The following is a 19,072-nucleotide window of genomic DNA, read 5'->3' on the forward strand; positions in this document are numbered from 1 at the left end:
TTGGAAATCCTCACAAGGTGTCCAACCTTGTTGCGGTTTCCGCCTTGAATCTTCCGCTTTGTGAACAAAAATCCACTTGGAAAATTAAATGTCGACAGCCCCTAGGATAATAGGTCGTCTGAAAAATAGAGAATCCTCTAAGGCAGTATGTGCAATACCATCTTCCATCTTTTCCCGAAAGTCATCCCATGAGCCTGAAAGCACAATTAACCGAAGACATGAAAACCGCGATGCGTGCCAAAGATCAAATTACTTTGAGCACCATCCGCCTCATCAATGCCGCCATCAAACAATTCGAAGTGGACGAGCGCACCGAAGCCGATGACGGCAAAGTGATCGCCATCATCACCAAAATGGTCAAACAGCGCAAAGACAGCGCCAACATCTACACCGAAGCAGGCCGTCAGGACTTGGCGGACAAAGAAAATGCCGAAATCGAAATCCTGCACCGCTACCTGCCGCAAATGATGTCTGCCGAAGAAATCCGCACTGCTGTGGAAACCGTAATCGCCATGACCGGGGCTTCCGGTATGGCCGACATGGGTAAAGCCATGGGCGTATTGAAAACCCAGTTGGCAGGCAAAGCCGATATGGGCGAAGTCAACAAAATCCTCAAAGCTGCGCTGACTTCATAATTGAATGAAGTCTGACCACCTTGGGTGGATTCAAGAAAAACAAAAAGGTCGTCTGAAACCGATATTTCGGGTTTCAGACGACCTTTTTCCTTCTACTGAACTGTTTTGTTTTTTAAACCGCTTCAGCTTCTTCTGCGAGGAAACCGCGCAGTTTTTGCATGGCTTTGGCTTCTATTTGGCGGATGCGCTCGGCAGATACGCCGTATTCGGCTGCCAATTCGTGCAGGGTCAATCCGCCATCGTCTTGCAGCCAGCGGCTTTCTACGATGCGGCGGCTGCGGTCGTCCAGTTGCGCCAATGCGTTTTGCAGACCTTCGGTTTGCAGGGCGTAGTGGGCTTGCTTGGACAGTTGGCGGCTGGGTTCGGCATCGTGGTCGGCAAGCCAGTCGATAGGGGCGAAGCTGTCTTCGTCATCGTTGTTGTCCGCCATGATGGCAATGTCGTGTCCGGTCATGCGTTGTTCCATTTCCATGACTTCAGACAATTTGACGCCCAAATCGTCGGCGATGTCTTGCGCTTCTTTCGGAGACAAGGCATTCAGGTTTTTACGCATGCTGCGCAGATTGAAGAACAGTTTGCGTTGCGGCTTGGTGGTCGCTACGCGTACCAGTCGCCAGTTGCGTAGGATAAATTCGTGGATTTCGGCCTTAATCCAGTGTACGGCGAATGAAAACAGGCGCGCGCCACGACTCGGCTCGTAGCGTTTGACCGCTTTCATCAGTCCGATGTTGCCTTCTTGGATAAGGTCGGCTTGGTTCAGACCATAGCCGTCGTAGCCTCGTGCGATGGATACGACGACGCGCAAATGGGAAAGAATGAGTTGTTTGGCGGCGTTAAGGTCGCCTTTTTGTTGACGCTCCGCGAGTTGGCTTTCTTCTTCGGGCGTCAGCATGGGAATGCTGTTAACAGTGTGAATGTATTGCTCAAGGCTGCCGTTGCCACTGTGAATGACGGGTAATGCAAAGGCGTTGTTCATAAGAAGTGCTTTCCTTTATATGATGCAGAGACTGTTGTTTACTTGTTGTTTGCCGTGCAGTATATCACTGCCTGTTGCCCTATCGTATGTTGTCAAATGCCTTTTTCTGTAAAAGACTGTTTGATAGGTGAATTTTTATCTTTTATAAAATTCGATTGATTTTGAAAATTTGACTGGTTTACTGGGAATAAGTTCAGTATATTACAAACATTCTTGTATGTAAATAATAAAGTTCAAGAAAAACGGCCTTATAAAAAGACCGCTTTTTTAAACTCAATCTGATTTTTTCCTGATTAAAAACAGTGCGATGGCAATGATTGATAATATTCCGATCAGCCACAGCGAACCGCCTGCCTTCATATAAGGGGTTTCGCCGACATAGCCTTTAATGTGCCCTTCCAAGACGGCATCGGTATTGGGTTCGCTCTCGGCGATGATGCTGCCTTTGGGAGAAATAATGGCGGTTGCGCCGGTATTGGTGGCACGGACCATATAGCGTCCAAGCTCCATCGCGCGGGCTTGGGATTGCTGGAGCTGTTGATACATGGCGTTGGAATCGCCGTACCACGCCATATTGCTGACGTTGGCAAGCAGTGTGGCGTTTTTGGCGGTGGCGATGAGTTCGTCGCCGAAGCCGTCTTCATAGCAAATATTAAAGGCGATTTTTTGACCTTTCATGGTTAAGGGAGCCTGTGCTGCTCCGCCGCGACGGAAGTCGGCAAGCGGCATATTCATCAGCTTGTACAGCGGTTCGGTCAGAAAAGGCAGCGGTTTGTATTCGCCAAAGGGAACTAAATGATTCTTGGCGTAATACGGAAGGTCGTCTGAAACATCATCGTAGTCGCTCAAATTTATTACGGCGTTTTCATACCCACTGCCGTCCGCGGTGTATTGACCGATACCGACAGCCAATGCGCTGCCGTTCGTGCGCGCCTGCTCGGCAAACTGGGTCAGGATGTTTTCCGGCAAATCCTGACGCATCACGGGCAATGCGGTTTCTGGCAGGATAACGATGTCGGCAGATGTTTTGCTGATTTGACCGTAGTATTTCTGAATGGTGGGGACAACTTGTTCTTCGTCCCATTTCAGGCTCTGCTCGATATTGCCTTGAACCAGCGCGACGGTACTGGTGCTACCGTCGGGTTTGGTAAAGTCGGCTTGCTGGGCGATAAAGCCGACAGTGCAAAGCATGACAATCATGCACATCGGCAGCAGGCGCTGTTTCAGACGACCCGTATTGTCAATCAGCAACACCAGCCACGCGCTGACAAATGCCGTCGCAAGCGTAACCAGATGAATACCGCCCAAAGGCGCAAAGCCGGCAAGCGGGCTTTCTTTGACGATTTGCGAATAGCCGAGCGCGCCCCAGCCGAAGCCGGTCAATAATCGTTCGCGGGCAAATTCCGCCAGCGTCCACAAAATCGGCAAAACGATGCCGACCTTAACCCAGCGCGGCAGATGAAATTTCTTCCACAGCCAAAAACAGGCGGCAGGATACAGTGCAAGAAACGCAGGCAGCAGGAAAGTCAGCGGAATTGCGTATAAATTAGGCAAACCGGAGACATCGTGCAGCGCGGTATGTATCCAGTAAAACTGCGTCGTATAAGCAATCAGCCCAAACAGATAGGCGGTGGAAACAGCAAAGCGCGGACGCAGTTCAATCAGTCGGATCAATGCGCCAAACAACAAGGGCATCAACCAAAAATGGTAATAAGGCGCGAAAGTCAACGGCGTGGCGGCGGCAATCAGGATCACCAGCGGCCAGTACAGCATAGGATGCTGCCAATATTGTTCGAGTTTGCGGAAAATGTTCATTGCAGAAAAAAGAAAATAAGAGGTCGTCTGAAAATACAGATTCAACAAAGTTAAACCATTTTCAGACGACGTATCGGTTGTTTAGTGTTTTTGAAACAGCTTCATCAATGGCAGTGCAACAGCGCAGGCGACGGCACCGGCAATCAGACCGACGGCAAGGTTGGCGACATGCTCCATCAAGCCACTGTCCCAATGTTGCGCGTGTAAGAAATCATGCAAAAAGCCCAAGTTGTGCGCAATCAGACCGCCGCCGACAAGGAACATGGCAAGCGTACCCACCACGCTCAAACCGCGCATAAACCAAGGCATAAAGGCAATCAGACCCTGTCCGACCGTTTGGATGCCCGTACTTTTTTGACGCATCAGCAGCATACCGAAGTCGTCGAGTTTGACGATAATGCCGACCAAACCGTACACAAAAACCGTCATACCGATGCCGATTGCCGCCATCACCAGCGAACGGGTCATCAGGTCGTATTTTTCGACCACGCCCAAAGCAATAATAATGATTTCGGCAGACAGGATGAAATCCGTACGAATCGCGCCTTTAATCTTGGTTTTTTCGTCCAACGTTTCGGCGGCAGCCTCCTCGTCTTCATGCGCTTCGTGGCGGTGTAAAAACTTATGCAGCAGCTTTTCCACACCCTCGAAACACAAATAAATCCCGCCTATCATCAATAAAGGCGTAATCAACTTAGGCAAAAAGGCGGATAGCAACAAAGCCAGCGGCACCAAAATCAGCTTGTTCACCAAAGAACCTTTCGCCACCGCCCAAATAATCGGCAGCTCGCGTTCCGCCGACACGCCCGTAACCTGATTTGCATTAAGCGCCAAATCATCGCCGACCACGCCCGCCGTTTTCTTGGCGGCCATTTTGGTCATCAGGGCAACATCGTCCAAGACAGCGGTAATATCGTCCAAAAGGGTGAAAAGCGAGGCAAAGGCCATGATATATTTCCGAAAAAGGGTCAGATTGAAGAAGCCGGCTATTATAACCGAGAAAGTATGACACCGAAGGCTTTCAGACGACCTTTAATGGAAATTAACGGAATTTGGCGGGAAGGTTGAAGCATTTTGGAAGGCAACTGCCCGATATGGGCAACAATTCAAATCATCACGGCTTCCATAACAGTAAAACAACCGCCCTGCCTTTTTCAGACGACCTTTCCATATAGAAAATAATCAGAAATGTCATGCAGTTTCGCCCGAAACAGACAGTCAATGCTATACTTGCCAACTTATTTCGATGAAAACCGGCTTGAAGCAGCCGTTACGGAAACGAGAAATCAAGATGAGCAGAATCCAGCAAACCTTTGCCGCGCTTGACGGCGCAAAAGCCCTGATTCCCTATATCACCGTAGGCGATCCCAATCTCGACACCACGCTTGCGCTGATGCGCAGTTTGGTTGAAAACGGCGCCGACATCCTCGAATTGGGCGTTCCTTTTTCCGACCCGATGGCGGACGGTCCGACCATCCAGCGCGCTGCCGAGCGTGCGTTGGCAAACAAAGTTTCCCTCAACGACGTATTGAATATCGTACGCCGCTTCCGCGAAACAAACGGCAACACACCCGTCGTCTTGATGGGTTATCTGAACCCGATTCACAAAATAGGTTATCAAGCATTTGCCCAAGCGGCGGCCGAAGCCGGCGTGGACGGCGTGCTGACTGTCGATTCTCCTGTTGAAACCATCACCCCGCTGCACGACGAACTCAAAGCGCGCGGCATCGATTGTATCTTCCTGATTGCCCCGACCACGACCGAAGAGCGCATTCAAACCATCGCCCGAGTTGCAGGCGGCTTTGTCTATTACGTTTCTCTCAAAGGCGTTACCGGCGCGGCAAGTTTGGATACCGAGGAAGTTTCGCGTAAAATAGAGCTTTTGCGCAAGTATATCGACATCCCGATCGGCGTTGGCTTCGGCATCAGCAATGCCGAAAGCGCGCGCAAAATCGGTGCTGTTGCCGATGCTGTCATCGTCGGCAGCCGCATCGTCAAAGAAATTGAAAATAACGCAGGCCGCGAAGCAGAAGCCGTCGGCGCGTTGGCGAAAGAATTAAAAGACGCAATCCGTTAAGGCCTTTTCCGAAAATACACGCAAAGGTCGTCTGAATCCCGAATTCCAAGGAGTCATCCATGAGTTGGTTAGACAAAATCCTACCGCCCAAAATCAAAAACCGCAGCAAAGACGAAGGCTCGTCCAACGTTCCCGAAGGTCTGTGGCACAAATGCCCGTCCTGTTCGGCAACCATCTACTCGACCGAGCTTCAGCAAAACGACCGAGTTTGCCCAAAATGTAACCATCACAACCCGCTTTCCGCACGCGAACGCCTCAATTTGCTTTTGGACGAGGAAGGCCGCGAAGAAATCGCCGCCAATATCAAACCGACCGACCCGCTGAAATTCAAAGACAGCAAAAAATATCCCGAACGCTTGGCAGCTGCGCGCAAAGCCACCGGCGAAGATGATGCGTTGGTCGTGATGAAAGGCTTTATGAACGGCCTGCCCGTCGTGATTGCCGCCTTTGAATTCCGCTTTATCGGCGGCTCTATGGGCTCCGTCGTCGGCGAACGCTTCGTCCAAGGCGTGCGCCGTGCCGTAGCCGACAACTGCTCTTTCATCTGTGTTGCCGCATCGGGCGGTGCGCGGATGCAGGAAGGTGTCAACTCATTGATGCAGATGACCAAAACCAGCGCGGCATTGCATCTTCTGACTGAAAAACACCTGCCGTTCATCTCCGTCCTGACCGACCCGACCATGGGCGGCGTATCCGCCAGTTTCGCCTTCCTCGGCGATGTCGTACTTGCCGAACCCAACGCCCTTATCGGCTTTGCCGGCCCGCGCGTTATCGAACAAACCGTCCGCGAAACCTTGCCCGAAGGCTTCCAACGCGCAGAATTCCTGCTGGAAAAAGGCGCTATCGACCAAATCGTCGACCGCCGCAGCATGAAACAGCGCATCAGCGACCTGATTACCCTGCTGCGCCGCGAAGACAAAGTCAACGCCGCTTAAATCGAGGAAGTTTGAGCCAAACAAAGGTCGTCTGAAAACTGATTTTTCGGTTTTCAGACGACCTTTACGATTTGGACGGCTTCTATGAAATACACACATTAAATAAATACGCCTTAAACACATACGGCAATTCAAAATTCCATTATTTCCAAAATAAGCAAAAAACATATAATAACTTTGTTTTCTATTTCTATTTGCAATTAAATCAGACCCATATCGATATACTCACAAAGTATTACTTACCACCAAAACCAGGTTTTAAGATTTATAAATTTGATATAAGTCAAACTATCGCGTTTTGTAGATTCATATAATATTAATGTTTAGAGTATCGAATAATCGGGGATAGTCATGTCCTGCCTTAAAACGAAACGCACATCCGGCATCTTGAATACGATGCTGTCGATGTTTGCCGTATTTGTCCTACTGTTTTCGACACTGCCCGCCTATGCCGAGCGTTTGCCGGAATTCCTGTCAAAAATCCAGCCTGCGGAAATTTTTCCAGGTGCAGACCGCTATGGCAAGCCGGAAGGCAAACCTATGGTTGCCCGCGTTTATAAGGGCGACGAGCAGTTGGGCTTGGTGTATATCACAACGGACGTGGTCAACACGCGCGGTTATTCGAGCAAACCGATTGATACGATGGTGGCTTTGGCCAACGATGGAACGGTCGCCGGTGCGAAGCTAGTCGACCACCACGAGCCGATTATGCTTATCGGTATCCCGCAATCGCGCGTGGATAAATTCATCGATAAATATATCGGTTTGAATTTCATTAAGAATCCGCCTACTCCGGGCGTTGCTCCCGGGGACATCATTAGCGGCGCGACCGTTACGCTGATGGTGATTAACGACAGCATCCAGCGTTCGTTCAAAGTGGTTGCCGGCAAATATGGTTTGGGTACCGACAAAGCCGTTCAGACGACCTCTGCCAGTCCTGTGGATACGCAACAGGCTACCGAACCTGCAACTCAAACCCGCCCTCGCCGCGCTGTCAATCCGGACAAACAGGACATCCAATCTTGGAATGCCCTTTTGGAACAAAAAGCCATCGGTCATCTGCATATTTCAGTGGATGAAATCAACAAGCTGTTTGAAAAAGGCGGCAAAGCCGGTGTTGCCGACCACGCCGAACAAGGCGCAGGCGACGATACCTTTATCGATTTGTATACTGCCGTAGTCAGCCAACCCTCCATCGGTAAAAGCCTGCTGGGCGAACAAGGATGGAAAAACCTGCAAAGCCGTCTGCAACCGGGTCAACAAGCTGTCTTGGTCGCCGGTGAAGGCCGCTATTCTTGGAAAGGTTCGGGTTATGTCCGCGGCGGTATTTTCGACCGTATCGAGATGATTCAGGGCGAAAACAGCTTCCGCTTTACCGACGCAGAACACGAACGCTTGGTCAGCCTGGCTGCCGAAGGTGCACCCCACTTTAAAGAAGTATCATGGTTTACCATTCCTGCCAATGTGGAATTCGACGCTGCCGAACCTTGGCGTTTACAGTTGATGGTTCAGCGTGTATTGAGCGTAAACGACAAAGCATTCGTCACTGCCGACTTGGATTACGAACTGCCTAAAGGTTACTATGTCGATGACCCGAAAGCACCGCCCGTTGAAATCAGCGCACCGGTAGAACCTGCCGCAGCTGCAGGTGCTGCAGATGCCGGCAACGGTATTGCCGACCAAGCCAGTGCCGACGACGGCGCATCCAACCAACTGTGGAAACAAGTTTGGAAAGCAAAACAGGGTCAAATCATCGTAGTCAGTATCGCATTGACCATCCTGCTTTTGGTATTCCTGTTCCAAGACTGGATTGTTCGCTACGAAAAATGGTACGACCGTTTCCGCTTGGTATTCCTGACATTTACCCTGTTGTATATCGGCTGGTACGCTCAGGCGCAACTGTCGGTCGTCAATACGCTGACGCTGTTCTCCGCTATCCTGACCGAATTCCGTTGGGACTTCTTCCTGATGGATCCGATTGTGTTCATCCTGTGGCTGTTTACCGCCGCAACCATGCTGCTGTGGAACCGCGGTACATTCTGCGGCTGGCTCTGCCCCTTCGGTTCACTGCAAGAGTTGACCAACCGTATTGCCAAAAAATTGGGCGTGAAACAGATTACCGTGCCGCACCTGCTGCACACACGCCTGACCGCGATTAAATATGTGATTTTCTTCGGCCTATTGGCGATTTCGCTGTATGATTTGGGCACTGCTGAAAAATTTGCCGAAGTAGAACCTTTTAAAACAGCGATTATTTTGAAATTCGTCCGCGAATGGTGGTTTGTCGCGTTTGCCGTTGCCCTCTTGGTTGCCGGCTTGTTCATCGAACGCTTCTTCTGCCGCTATCTGTGCCCGTTGGGCGCAGGCATCGCCCTACCCGGCCGCTTCCGCGTATTCGACTGGCTGCGCCGCTACAAAATGTGTGGCAACCCTTGCCAAATCTGTACGCACGAATGCCCCGTTCAAGCGATTGCACCGGAAGGCGACATCCATCCGAACGAATGTATCCAGTGCCTGCACTGCCAAGTCATGTATCACCATGACACACGTTGTCCGCAAGTTGTGGCAACCAACAAGAAAAAACAAAAACAGGCGGCGGCGAAAGCCGAACCCGAAACCGCATCTGCAAAACAACAGCCTACCGAGCAAATTGTGCAGTTTGTGAAAAAATAAACCGCCCCACGGCCGGCAAATAATCTAAACCCCTAAAGAACCCTGAAAAAATGCCGCGCCACCCGTAACCATACTTATAAACATAAATTCGTTTTTTTGATCGGCAGGTCGTCTGAAAACGCCGGCTGCCGAATTTTATCCAAGGAGTGTTGTATGTCAGACGAAAAATTAGAACAAAACGGTTTAAGCCGTCGTTCATTCTTAGGTACTGCCGCCGCTTCCGGCGCAGGTATTGCCGGCGCCGGTCTGTTGGGATTGGCAGGCTGTTCCAAAGAGGGTGGCGATAAAGCCGCCGCTTCAGGTGCTGCACCTGCCGCCAAAACCGAGTCTCATGCCTCTGCCGAACCTGGTAAACAGACTTCCGAAGTCGGTCCGGGCGAACTCGACCAATACTACGGCTTCCTCTCCGGCGGCCAATCGGGCGAAATGCGCTTGATCGGTGTGCCCTCCATGCGCGAACTGATGCGTATCCCTGTGTTTAACATGGACAGCGCGACCGGTTGGGGCCGTACCAACGAGAGCCTGCGTATTTTGAATGAAAAAAATACGCCGGAAACCAACCAGTTCCTGAAAGACAGCGGCTTGCGCTGCTATCCTAACGGCGACTTGCACCATCCGCACTTGTCGTTTACCGACCAAACTTACGACGGCCGCTACGCCTATGCCAACGACAAGGCTAATAATCGTGTCTGCCGAATCCGTCTGGATTTCATGAAAACCGACAAAATCACCGAAATCCCTAATGTTTCCGGCGTACACGGCCTGCGTCCGCAACGTTATCCGAAAACCGGCTATGTCTTTGCCAACGGCGAACACATCGTACCGGTAAGCGGCGTGGGTACTTGGAACGATCCTAAAACTTGGAATGCCGTTTACACCGCCATCGACGGCGAAACCATGGACATCGCATGGCAAGTATTGGTGGACGGTAACTTGGACAACGGCGATGCCGACTACCAAGGCAAATACTCCTTCTCCACCTGCTACAACTCCGAACGCGCCCTGACCGTTGCAGGTGCGTCTTCCAACGAACAAGACTGGTGCGTGGTTTTCAATATTGCCGCCATCGAAGAAGGCATCAAAAACGGCGACTTCAAAGAAGTCAACGGCGTAAAAATGCTGGACGGCCGTGCAGAAGCGAACTCCAAATATACCCGCTACATCCCCGTGCCAAACTCTCCGCACGGCTGTAACGCGTCTCCTGACGGCAAATACATCATGCTCAATGGTAAACTGTCTCCGACCGTTACCGTATTGGATGTCAGCAAACTGGACGATTTGTTCGCAGGCAAAATCAAAGAACGCGACGTAGTCGTTGCCGAACCCCAACTGGGTCTCGGTCCTTTACACACCGCGTTTGACGGTCGCGGCAACGCCTACACCACGCTGTTTATCGACAGCCAAATGGTCAAATGGAACATCGACGACGCCATCAAAGCCTACAAAGGCGAAAAAGTGGATCCGATCAAACAGAAACTCGACGTCCACTACCAACCCGGCCACAACCATACGACCATGGGCGAAACCAAGGAAGCCGACGGTAAATGGCTGGTATCTTTGAACAAATTCTCCAAAGACCGCTTCCTCAACGCCGGCCCGCTGAAACCGGAATGCGACCAGTTGATCGACATTTCCGGCGACGAAATGCGCCTGGTACACGACAACCCGACCTTTGCCGAACCGCATGACCTGTGTCTAGTTGCCGCTTCCAAAGTCAACCCGAAAAAAACCTGGGACCGCAAAGACCCATGGTTCTGGCAAGACGCTGTGGAACAAGCGAAAAAAGACGGTGTCGAGCTGGAAAAAGCCGCCAAAGTCATCCGCGAGGGCAACAAAGTCCGCGTATACATGACTGCCATCGCACCTGCGTACAGCGTTCCGCAATTCGAAGTCAACCAAGGCGACGAAGTAACCGTATATGTTACCAACGTCGAAACCATCGAAGACTTGACCCACGGCTTCACTTTGGAAGGCTACGGCATCGCGATGGAAATCGGCCCGCAGGCTACCCAGTCGGTAACCTTCAAAGCCGTCCGTCCGGGCGTACACTGGTACTACTGCCAATGGTTCTGCCACGCCCTGCATATGGAAATGTCCGGTCAAATGATCGTTAAACCCCGATAATCGGGTTTGACGGTGTATCATTGACTTAACGAAAAGGTCGTCTGAAAAAACTTTCAGGTCTTAGCGAAACCCGCTGCCCTCGTTTTCAGACGACCTTTTATAGCAGAACCGTTTGACGCAACAGACTGTTCCGCTATAAAACAAAAACACAGCCCTTACAGGCAGGCATCACCATGCCGACGCACACCGCACGAATCAGAGGAACTCCATGCACATACCCCAATTCAAAACATGGCGACGCGCTGTCCTGACGTTTATGTTCGGCAGCATGATTCAGACGACCTTTGCAGCCACCATCGACGTTTCCCCGAACGACAACCTGCCCGAAGTTATTGCGCGCGCGCAAGCAGGCGATACGCTCAAACTCGCCTCCGGCACTTACAAAACCAAGCTGCTTATCGACAAACCCATCACTCTTGAAGGTCCTGCCGACCGCTCCGCCAAAATCGAAGGCGACCGCACCGGACGCACCATAGCCGTCACTGCCCCCGACGTTACCCTGCGCAATCTTACCGTCACCCGTTCCGGCATGAGCCTGCCTGCCATGGACGCCGGCATCTACCTCGAAGAAACCGCACCCCGCGCCCTGATCGAACACAACAACATCCTCGACAACTCGGTCGGCGTGTATATCCACGGCTCGGCGGAGTCTATGGTGCGCGAGAATAAAATCGTCGGCGACTCCACTTTGCGCGTCAACGAACGCGGCAACGCCGTCACTGTCTGGAACGCCCCCGGCGCGCAAGTTATCGGCAACGACATTTCCAAAGGCCGCGACGGCATTTTCTCCAACACCAGCAAAAACAACACCTACAAAAACAACCGCTTCAGCGACCTGCGTTTCGCTGTCCACTACATGTACACCAACGACAGCGAAGTCAGCGACAACATTTCCGTCGGCAATAACATGGGCTACGTTTTGATGTTTTCCGACCGCCTCAACGTGTACGGTAATATCGCCGTCGGCAGCCGCGACCAAGGCATCATGCTCAACTACGTCAACTATTCCGACATCCACGACAACATCATCAACAAAGCCGGCAAATGCGTTTTCGCCTACAACGCCAACTTCAACAAAATCGTCTCCAACCATTTTGAAAACTGCGAAATCGGCATCCACTTCACCGCCGCCATCGAAGGCACGACCCTTTCCGACAACGCCTTCATCAATAACGAAAGCCAAGTCAAATACGTCAGCACACGTTTTCTTGACTGGGGCGAAGGCGGACGCGGCAACTACTGGAGTGACAACAGCGCGTTCGACCTTGACGGCGACGGCTTCGGCGACAGCGCATACCGTCCCAACGGCATCATCGACCAAATCGTCTGGCGCGCCCCTGTTGCCCGCCTCCTGATGAACAGCCCCGCCATCAGCATCGTCAAATGGGCGCAATCGCAGTTCCCCGCCATCCTTCCCGGCGGCGTGATCGACAGCAAACCGCTGATGAAAGCGGGCAGCAACAAAACCACCACCAAATACGAAGCGATGAAAGAACAACTGTTGCAAGAAGCCAAAACCAATCAATCCAAATGGGGCGATGCCGAAAACGGCGCATTAAACTGAGCGGAACGCCGTGAATACCTCCTGCAAGGTCGTCTGAAAACTTTTCAGACGACCTGATCGACAAACCGCAGCAAAGCTTTGCCCCATCATTTCCGTATCCATGGGAATCCGCCGAGAAAACGGTGCAACCCGCGATGCAGGCAACAGTCAAAACGCCAACCCATAACAAACGTCGTCTGAAACCCCTCTCCCCCTTTTTCAGACGCCCCCATACGAAGAACGCCCTTTCAGACGACCCCAACGTCGTCTGAAACCCAATCCACATAAGGAAGCACTCATGAGCGCACACCATGTCGAATTGAGAAACGTAACCAAACGCTTCGGCGCACAAAAAGCCGTCAACCAAGTCGATTTAGTCTTGAAGGCAGGCGAAAGTGTCGGTCTTGCCGGACACAACGGCGCAGGCAAGTCCACGCTCATCAAATTGATACTCGGACTGATTACCCCCACCGAAGGCGAAGTCATGCTGCTGGGCGAGCGCACCGGCAGCAAAGCGGGCGCGCAGTTACGCAGCCAAATCGGCTACCTGCCCGAAACCGTCGCTCTGCACCCTTCCCTCAGCGGCATCGAAACCCTCAATTTCTACGCCAAACTCAAAAAACAGCCGCTCACCAAAAACCACGAGCTTCTCGAGCGCGTCGGCATTTCCCAAGCCGCCCGCCGCCGCGTCGGCACCTACTCCAAAGGTATGCGCCAACGCCTCGCCCTCGCCCAAGCGCTGCTGGGCGAACCCAAAGTATTGCTGTTTGACGAACCCACTACAGGCCTCGACCCCGCCTCGCGCCAAATGTTTTACGAAGTCGTGCGCGAACTCAACGGACGCGGCGCCACCGTTCTCCTCAGCACCCACGCCCTCGCCGAACTCGACGGCCACGCCGACCGCATCGTCGTCATGAAAAACGGCGTCAAAGTCGCCGACGGCAGCATGGACGAGTTGCACGTCCAAAGCGGACTCCCCCTCACCGTCAACATCCGCCTCAAAGCCCCGCGCCCCTTAAGTGAACGCTGGCAGCCGCTTTCAGACGACCTCAGCTATCAGGCACAATGTCAGGCTGAAGAACGCATGGCATTACTCAGCGAACTGGGCAACCTGTCCGACCTCGCCTACCTCGACATCCACACACCCACACTCGACGACATGTACGCACAATTCTTAAAAAGGGAGGACGTATGAACCCCGTTTGGATTATCACCGGAAAAGAAGTCCGCGACAGCCTGCGCAACCGCTGGGTACTCGCCGCCTCCGTCCTGCTCGCCGCCCTCGCCCTCTCATTGGGCTTCCTCGGCAGCTCGCCCACAGGCTCGGTTAAAGTCGATCCGCTGACCGTAACCGTTGTCAGCCTCTCCAGCCTGTCCATCTTCCTGATTCCGCTCATCGCCATGCTCCTCTCCTACGATTCCCTCATCGGCGAAATCGAACGCGGCACCATGGCGCTGCTGTTGAGCTACCCCGTTTCCCGCAACCAAATCCTTGCCGGAAAATTCATCGGACACCTCATCATCCTCGCACTCGCCACCACCGCAGGCTACGGAATCGCGGGCATCACGCTCCAACTCGCCAACGGCAGCTTCGACATCGCCGCATGGAAACCTTTCGCTCTCCTGATTGCCGCCAGCGTCATTTTGGGCGCCGCATTCCTGTCCATGGGCTACCTCATCAGCGCGAAAGTGAAAGAACGCGGCACCGCCGCCGGTATCGCCATCGGCGTTTGGCTGTTTTTTGTCGTCATCTTCGACATGGCACTTTTGGGCATCCTCGTTGCCGATACACAACAAGCGATTACCGCCCCCGTCGTCGAAACCGTCCTCCTTTTCAACCCCACCGACATCTACCGACTGCTCAACCTGACCGGTTACGAAAACACCGCCATGTACGCCGGCATGGCAGGCTTAAGCGAACAAATCAGCCTGACCATGCCCGTATTGCTGACCGCGCAGATATTATGGGTTATCATTCCCCTTATCTTGGCAGCAAGAATTTTTGGAAAGCGACAAATATGAAAAAGATTTTACCTGCGCTCCTCGCCGCCCTGCTCCTGAGTGCCTGTCCTAAAGAGGATGATACCCCGCCGCCTGAGCCTCAGCAAATCAGCGACCGCGCCGTGGGGCACTATTGCAGCATGAACCTGACCGAACACAACGGCCCTAAAGCCCAAATCTATCTCAACGGCAAACCCGACCGCCCCGTCTGGTTCTCCACCATCAAGCAGATGTTCGGCTATACCAAGCTGCCCGAAGAGCCTAAAGGCATCCACGTCATCTACGTTACCGACATGGGCAAAGTCAAAGACTGGAGCAAACCCAATGCCGACACCGCATGGATAGACGGCAAAAAAGCCTACTACGTCATCGAAAGCGGTTTCATCGGCGGCATGGGTGCGGAAGACGCTCTCCCCTTTGCCGACAAAGCCCAAGCCGAGAAATTTGCCAAAGAAAAAGGCGGCCGCGTCGTCAGCTTCGACGAAATGCCCGATTCCTACATCTTCAAATAATCCCTTCCCATCAAAAAGGTCGTCTGAAAACCTTATCCATCAGGTTTTCAGACGACCCTTTCGTATATGGAATACAAAAAAGCGTATTCAATAAAACAATGTGTCAGACCTCATCTCCAAACTGTTTGATAGGCGGATTGAGACCTTTTCAATAAACTGTAATACTATAAAAAAATTTGAATCAACTCATTGCATTATTTAAAAAATGAAAATAAAATATTTATTTTTTTCAAAATCATAACTTTAAATAAAATAATCAGTCAAACCATTCATGCCATATTTATATCCGTTCGTACCTAAATACAACAATTTTCCCAATGCTGTGCTAAATTGTTTTATTTAATCAGAAATATCAACAACTCAAATATAGTGGATTAAATTTAAACCAGTACGGCGTTGCCTCGCCTTGCCGTACTATTTGTACTGTCTGCGGCTTCGTCGCCTTGTCCTGATTTAAATTTAATCCACTATAGTTTCTCATCATCACCGTTTAATCTTTCATTTTTACAGAAAACAATATTTATGAATATCAAAAAAACTCCTTCAACACAGCACATGCACGGCGTATCCACCTCGGCAGATACGGTAAACATCAATAACGGAACCTACATTCGCAGCAATACCAGCCGTACACTTGCTGCCGGAGAAAAAAATCTGATTCTAGAAGGTGATGCCAATATCTTCGGAGCAGGGAACAACGGAGATAACATCCTTATCGGCAATAGCGGACGTAACCGCCTCAACAGCGGACGCGGCAATGATACCGTTTACGGTGGCGGTGGCGATGACACCATCAACGGTGGGGAAGGCTTTGATTTACTGTTCGGTGAAGATGGCGACGATACATTAAACGGGGAAGCCGGTAACGATATACTTAACGGTGGTGCGGGTAACGATACCTACATTTTCAATGCAGCAGGCGGCAGGGATACCATTATCGATACCGAGGGAAACAACCGCATCCGCTTTACCGGAGGCTTGCATGCCGAAGATTTGACAATAACGGCTGTTTCCAACAATGACGGTGGGCAAGATTGGAAAATCTCCATTAAAAACACAGATTCCGTACTGACCATCAGCAACCAATATACTGCCGGAAGCAGCGTCCCTTCCATCCATCAATTTGTTTTTGACAGCGGTGTTTTGAATGTAGCCGAATTTATTCGTGCAACAAAAGCCAATATTGAAACAGCGAAACCACAAAACCTGACCATCAATGGAACCGATTCAGACGACGTTTTAAATGGTAGTGATGGCAATGACATTATTGACGGCAAAGCCGGTGCCGATACGATGAGCGGAGGATGGGGAGACGATACTTATTATGTTGATAATGTCAAAGATGTCATTATCGAAGGAAAAGGTGCAGGTACCGATACCGTAATCAGCAGCGTTTCCTACACAGCGGCAACCAATGTTGAAAACGTTACCTTGACCGGCAATACCAATATCTTCGGCGCAGGCAACAACAGCGATAATATCTTGACCGGCAATGCCGGACACAACCGCCTCAACAGCGGACGCGGCAACGATACCGTTTACGGCATGGGTGGAAATGACAACCTTAACGGCGGTGATGGTGATGATTACCTAGATGGTGGCGAAGGGAACGACAACATCAATGGCGACGCAGGCAACGACACCTTAATTGGCGGCAAAGGAAAAGATACCCTGAAAGGCGGCGCAGGTAACGATACCTATATTTTCGGTGACGATGATACGATTATCGACAACCAAGGAAACAACACTTTGCGTTTTTCAGACGACCTCCGTATCAAAGACCTCAAAATCAGCGCCAATGACAACGCACAAGGCGGGAAAGACTGGTTGATTACGTCCGCAAACGGCTCCGCATTGATTCGAGACCAAATCGGCTCAGACGGCAAAGTTGCTATCGGACGTTTTGAACTACTCGGCGAAACCTATACCCACGAATCCCTGCTCAAAGCTGTTGCCAATTCAAACAAACAAGGTTCGACCATCACCGGCACGGCAAGAGACGACATCCTTACTGGTACAGAGCAAAACGATACCATCGACAGCGGAATCGACGGACGCGACCGTCTGTACGGACTAGGCGGAGATGACATATTGCGTGATAGCGGAACAAGCTATTTCGGTAATGAACGCGATGACGAACTCTACGGCGGCGATGGCAATGATAAATTGTATGCCGACGTTGGTGATGATTATTTAGACGGCGGTGCCGGCGATGACCATCTTGAAGGCGGACAACATAGAGATACTTATGTCTTTGGTAAAGGATACGGACACGATACCATCTTTGACTACAATTTCAATCTTGATCCCGAATTCAACCCAAACGGAATGCAAAACGCCAATACCGTTAAATTTACCGGCGGCCTGACTTTGGATGATTTAGAAATTTCGATGACCCAAGGCTATGACAAATCCGACATTGATCATATCCCTTCCGATTCCGAATTCATTATTATTCCCCGTCTGAACGGAGATACTTGGAACATTTCAATCAAAGGGACAAACGATGTCCTGACTATTAAAAACCAATCCGGCATTTACAGCGCAATCAGCGAATTCCAGTTTGATTCCAAAACCTATACCGTTGGCGAAGTCATTGAGCATTTCGGTCTGAATGTGCCTCACTTTGACAAAGCCGGTAACCTTGTCCACGACCTTACCGATAAGATTGACTGGTATGGTGTTGACCAGAGGGGATACAACCGCGTTGTTTACGGATCGGCTGATAACGATACTGCAGACTTTTCAGACGTGATCGGTAAAGTTACCTTCTACGGTGGCAAAGGAGAAGATATTATCACCTTAGGAAGATACAACGTCATTGACGGCGGTACGGGTAATGATGCCATTTTCGACTCCGGACACTCGGTTAAAAATACCATTATGTTAGGAAAAGAAAGTGGACACGATACATTGCACAATATCCGTACAGAAGCAGATACTACCGTTCTCTTCTCAGGAAATTTAACGATTAAAGATGTCGAATTGACCACAGGCAAAGACTGGGTTGTGAAGCTGAAAGGTTCAAATAACGCATTGACTATCAAGGATATGGTTCATTCCCCATCCGGTCATGATACGATTGACACCTTTAAATTTGAAGGTGGTGAAAGCTATACCACTACCCAATTCCTGAAAGCTTTAGGTATAGATAGTACTGTCAATCACAGCCTGATTTAACTGTCTGAAAGGTCGTCTGAAACTTCTCCCATTATCGGTGGGAAAGGTTTCAGACGACCTTTTGTTTTGTCTTGATGATAATTCCCAACGCCAAATGCCGCTATTTTCCAATACTAATTCAATATGTTGTATGTAGTGCAACAATTTAAGAATTTTCATAAAAACCATTGACAAGACTTCTTTATTGTGTCAAAATGACGCCCGTTGAGTTGCTTGATGCAGCTTGATTTTTCTCCTCTATTTCTCCTTTGTAGACTTGGCGCATATCGCAAACGATATGCGCATTTTTTTATCTTGATTTTCCAAGTTTAAAATAAAATCAGATAAAACAAGATGTTCCTCCCCCACTACCATTCTCACGCATACAAAAATCCATCTTTGAAAACGTGTAATCCCGATAAAAAATCAACAAATGAAAACACGTTTGTGAATTCCTGCCAAAGCAGAAATCATGGCCGCAGAGCGTGTTCCTCTACCCCTCCTCCGTTGGTTTGAAATATCCATAAAAAAGGTCGTCTGAAAACTGAACTGGCCCCCAAATCTTGGACACTCATAAAAGCCTATTCAGGCGCTCTGTGTAAGCTGGGTTCTGTATGCGACA

13 protein-coding genes and 1 pseudogene are annotated in these 19,072 nt (G+C 50.6%); 10 read left to right on the plus strand and 4 right to left on the minus strand.

Features of this window, described 5'->3' with window-relative positions:
• The first annotated feature begins 188 nt into the window (after positions 1 to 188).
• Entirely contained in the window at positions 189 to 635 is a 447-nt protein-coding gene (locus tag AC5M9B_RS00780; RefSeq protein WP_070512819.1) for a GatB/YqeY domain-containing protein, read from the plus strand.
• Positions 636 to 747: 112 nt separating this feature from the next.
• Here AC5M9B_RS00780 and rpoH read toward each other — a convergent pair whose 3' ends face one another.
• The 3 genes from rpoH to AC5M9B_RS00795 form a co-directional block, all read right to left on the minus strand.
• Positions 748 to 1,611, minus strand: coding sequence for an RNA polymerase sigma factor RpoH (gene rpoH, locus AC5M9B_RS00785; protein ID WP_003744881.1), 864 nt, complete (start codon positions 1,609 to 1,611; stop codon positions 748 to 750).
• Between the two features lie 273 nt (positions 1,612 to 1,884).
• The gene (gene lnt / locus AC5M9B_RS00790; RefSeq protein WP_487648097.1) at positions 1,885 to 3,426 is read right to left on the minus strand and encodes an apolipoprotein N-acyltransferase; all 1,542 of its coding nucleotides are present in this window, start codon (positions 3,424 to 3,426) and stop codon (positions 1,885 to 1,887) included.
• A gap of 81 nt (positions 3,427 to 3,507) precedes the next feature.
• Complete coding sequence (locus AC5M9B_RS00795) at positions 3,508 to 4,374, minus strand: DUF808 domain-containing protein (protein ID WP_487648098.1); 867 nt, start codon at positions 4,372 to 4,374, stop codon at positions 3,508 to 3,510.
• A 343-nt stretch (positions 4,375 to 4,717) separates the two neighbouring features.
• Here AC5M9B_RS00795 and trpA point away from each other — a divergent pair, with 343 nt between their 5' ends.
• The 8 genes from trpA to AC5M9B_RS00835 all read left to right on the plus strand — a co-directional run bounded on the left by trpA (position 4,718) and on the right by AC5M9B_RS00835 (position 15,291).
• Positions 4,718 to 5,503, plus strand: coding sequence for a tryptophan synthase subunit alpha (gene trpA, locus AC5M9B_RS00800; RefSeq protein WP_487648099.1), 786 nt, complete (start codon positions 4,718 to 4,720; stop codon positions 5,501 to 5,503).
• A gap of 59 nt (positions 5,504 to 5,562) precedes the next feature.
• Complete coding sequence (gene accD / locus AC5M9B_RS00805) at positions 5,563 to 6,438, plus strand: acetyl-CoA carboxylase, carboxyltransferase subunit beta (protein ID WP_487648100.1); 876 nt, start codon at positions 5,563 to 5,565, stop codon at positions 6,436 to 6,438.
• Between the two features lie 396 nt (positions 6,439 to 6,834).
• Positions 6,835 to 9,111, plus strand: coding sequence for a NosR/NirI family protein (locus AC5M9B_RS00810; RefSeq protein WP_244969544.1), 2,277 nt, complete (start codon positions 6,835 to 6,837; stop codon positions 9,109 to 9,111).
• A 153-nt stretch (positions 9,112 to 9,264) separates the two neighbouring features.
• On the plus strand, positions 9,265 to 11,235 hold the full coding sequence (nosZ, locus tag AC5M9B_RS00815; RefSeq protein ID WP_209282811.1) for a TAT-dependent nitrous-oxide reductase: 1,971 nt from the start codon (positions 9,265 to 9,267) through the stop codon (positions 11,233 to 11,235).
• Positions 11,236 to 11,443: 208 nt separating this feature from the next.
• A complete protein-coding gene (locus AC5M9B_RS00820) occupies positions 11,444 to 12,799 on the plus strand; it encodes a nitrous oxide reductase family maturation protein NosD (RefSeq protein ID WP_019271727.1) in 1,356 nt (451 codons plus the stop codon).
• Between the two features lie 277 nt (positions 12,800 to 13,076).
• Positions 13,077 to 13,973, plus strand: coding sequence for an ABC transporter ATP-binding protein (locus AC5M9B_RS00825; RefSeq protein WP_101810476.1), 897 nt, complete (start codon positions 13,077 to 13,079; stop codon positions 13,971 to 13,973).
• Entirely contained in the window at positions 13,970 to 14,800 is an 831-nt protein-coding gene (locus tag AC5M9B_RS00830) for an ABC transporter permease (RefSeq protein WP_016688339.1), read from the plus strand. Before AC5M9B_RS00825 ends, AC5M9B_RS00830 begins: the two co-directional genes overlap by 4 nt.
• Positions 14,797 to 15,291, plus strand: coding sequence for a nitrous oxide reductase accessory protein NosL (locus tag AC5M9B_RS00835; protein WP_003759050.1), 495 nt, complete (start codon positions 14,797 to 14,799; stop codon positions 15,289 to 15,291). Before AC5M9B_RS00830 ends, AC5M9B_RS00835 begins: the two co-directional genes overlap by 4 nt.
• 361 nt (positions 15,292 to 15,652) lie before the next feature.
• Here AC5M9B_RS00835 and AC5M9B_RS00840 read toward each other — a convergent pair.
• Positions 15,653 to 15,763, minus strand: a pseudogene (locus AC5M9B_RS00840) (IS5/IS1182 family transposase); the annotation flags it as partial.
• Between the two features lie 50 nt (positions 15,764 to 15,813).
• Here AC5M9B_RS00840 and AC5M9B_RS00845 point away from each other — a divergent pair.
• A complete protein-coding gene (locus AC5M9B_RS00845; RefSeq protein ID WP_487648101.1) occupies positions 15,814 to 18,471 on the plus strand; it encodes a calcium-binding protein in 2,658 nt (885 codons plus the stop codon).
• The last annotated feature ends 601 nt before the right edge of the window (positions 18,472 to 19,072 follow it).

This window comes from Neisseria flava, assembly GCF_982712965.1.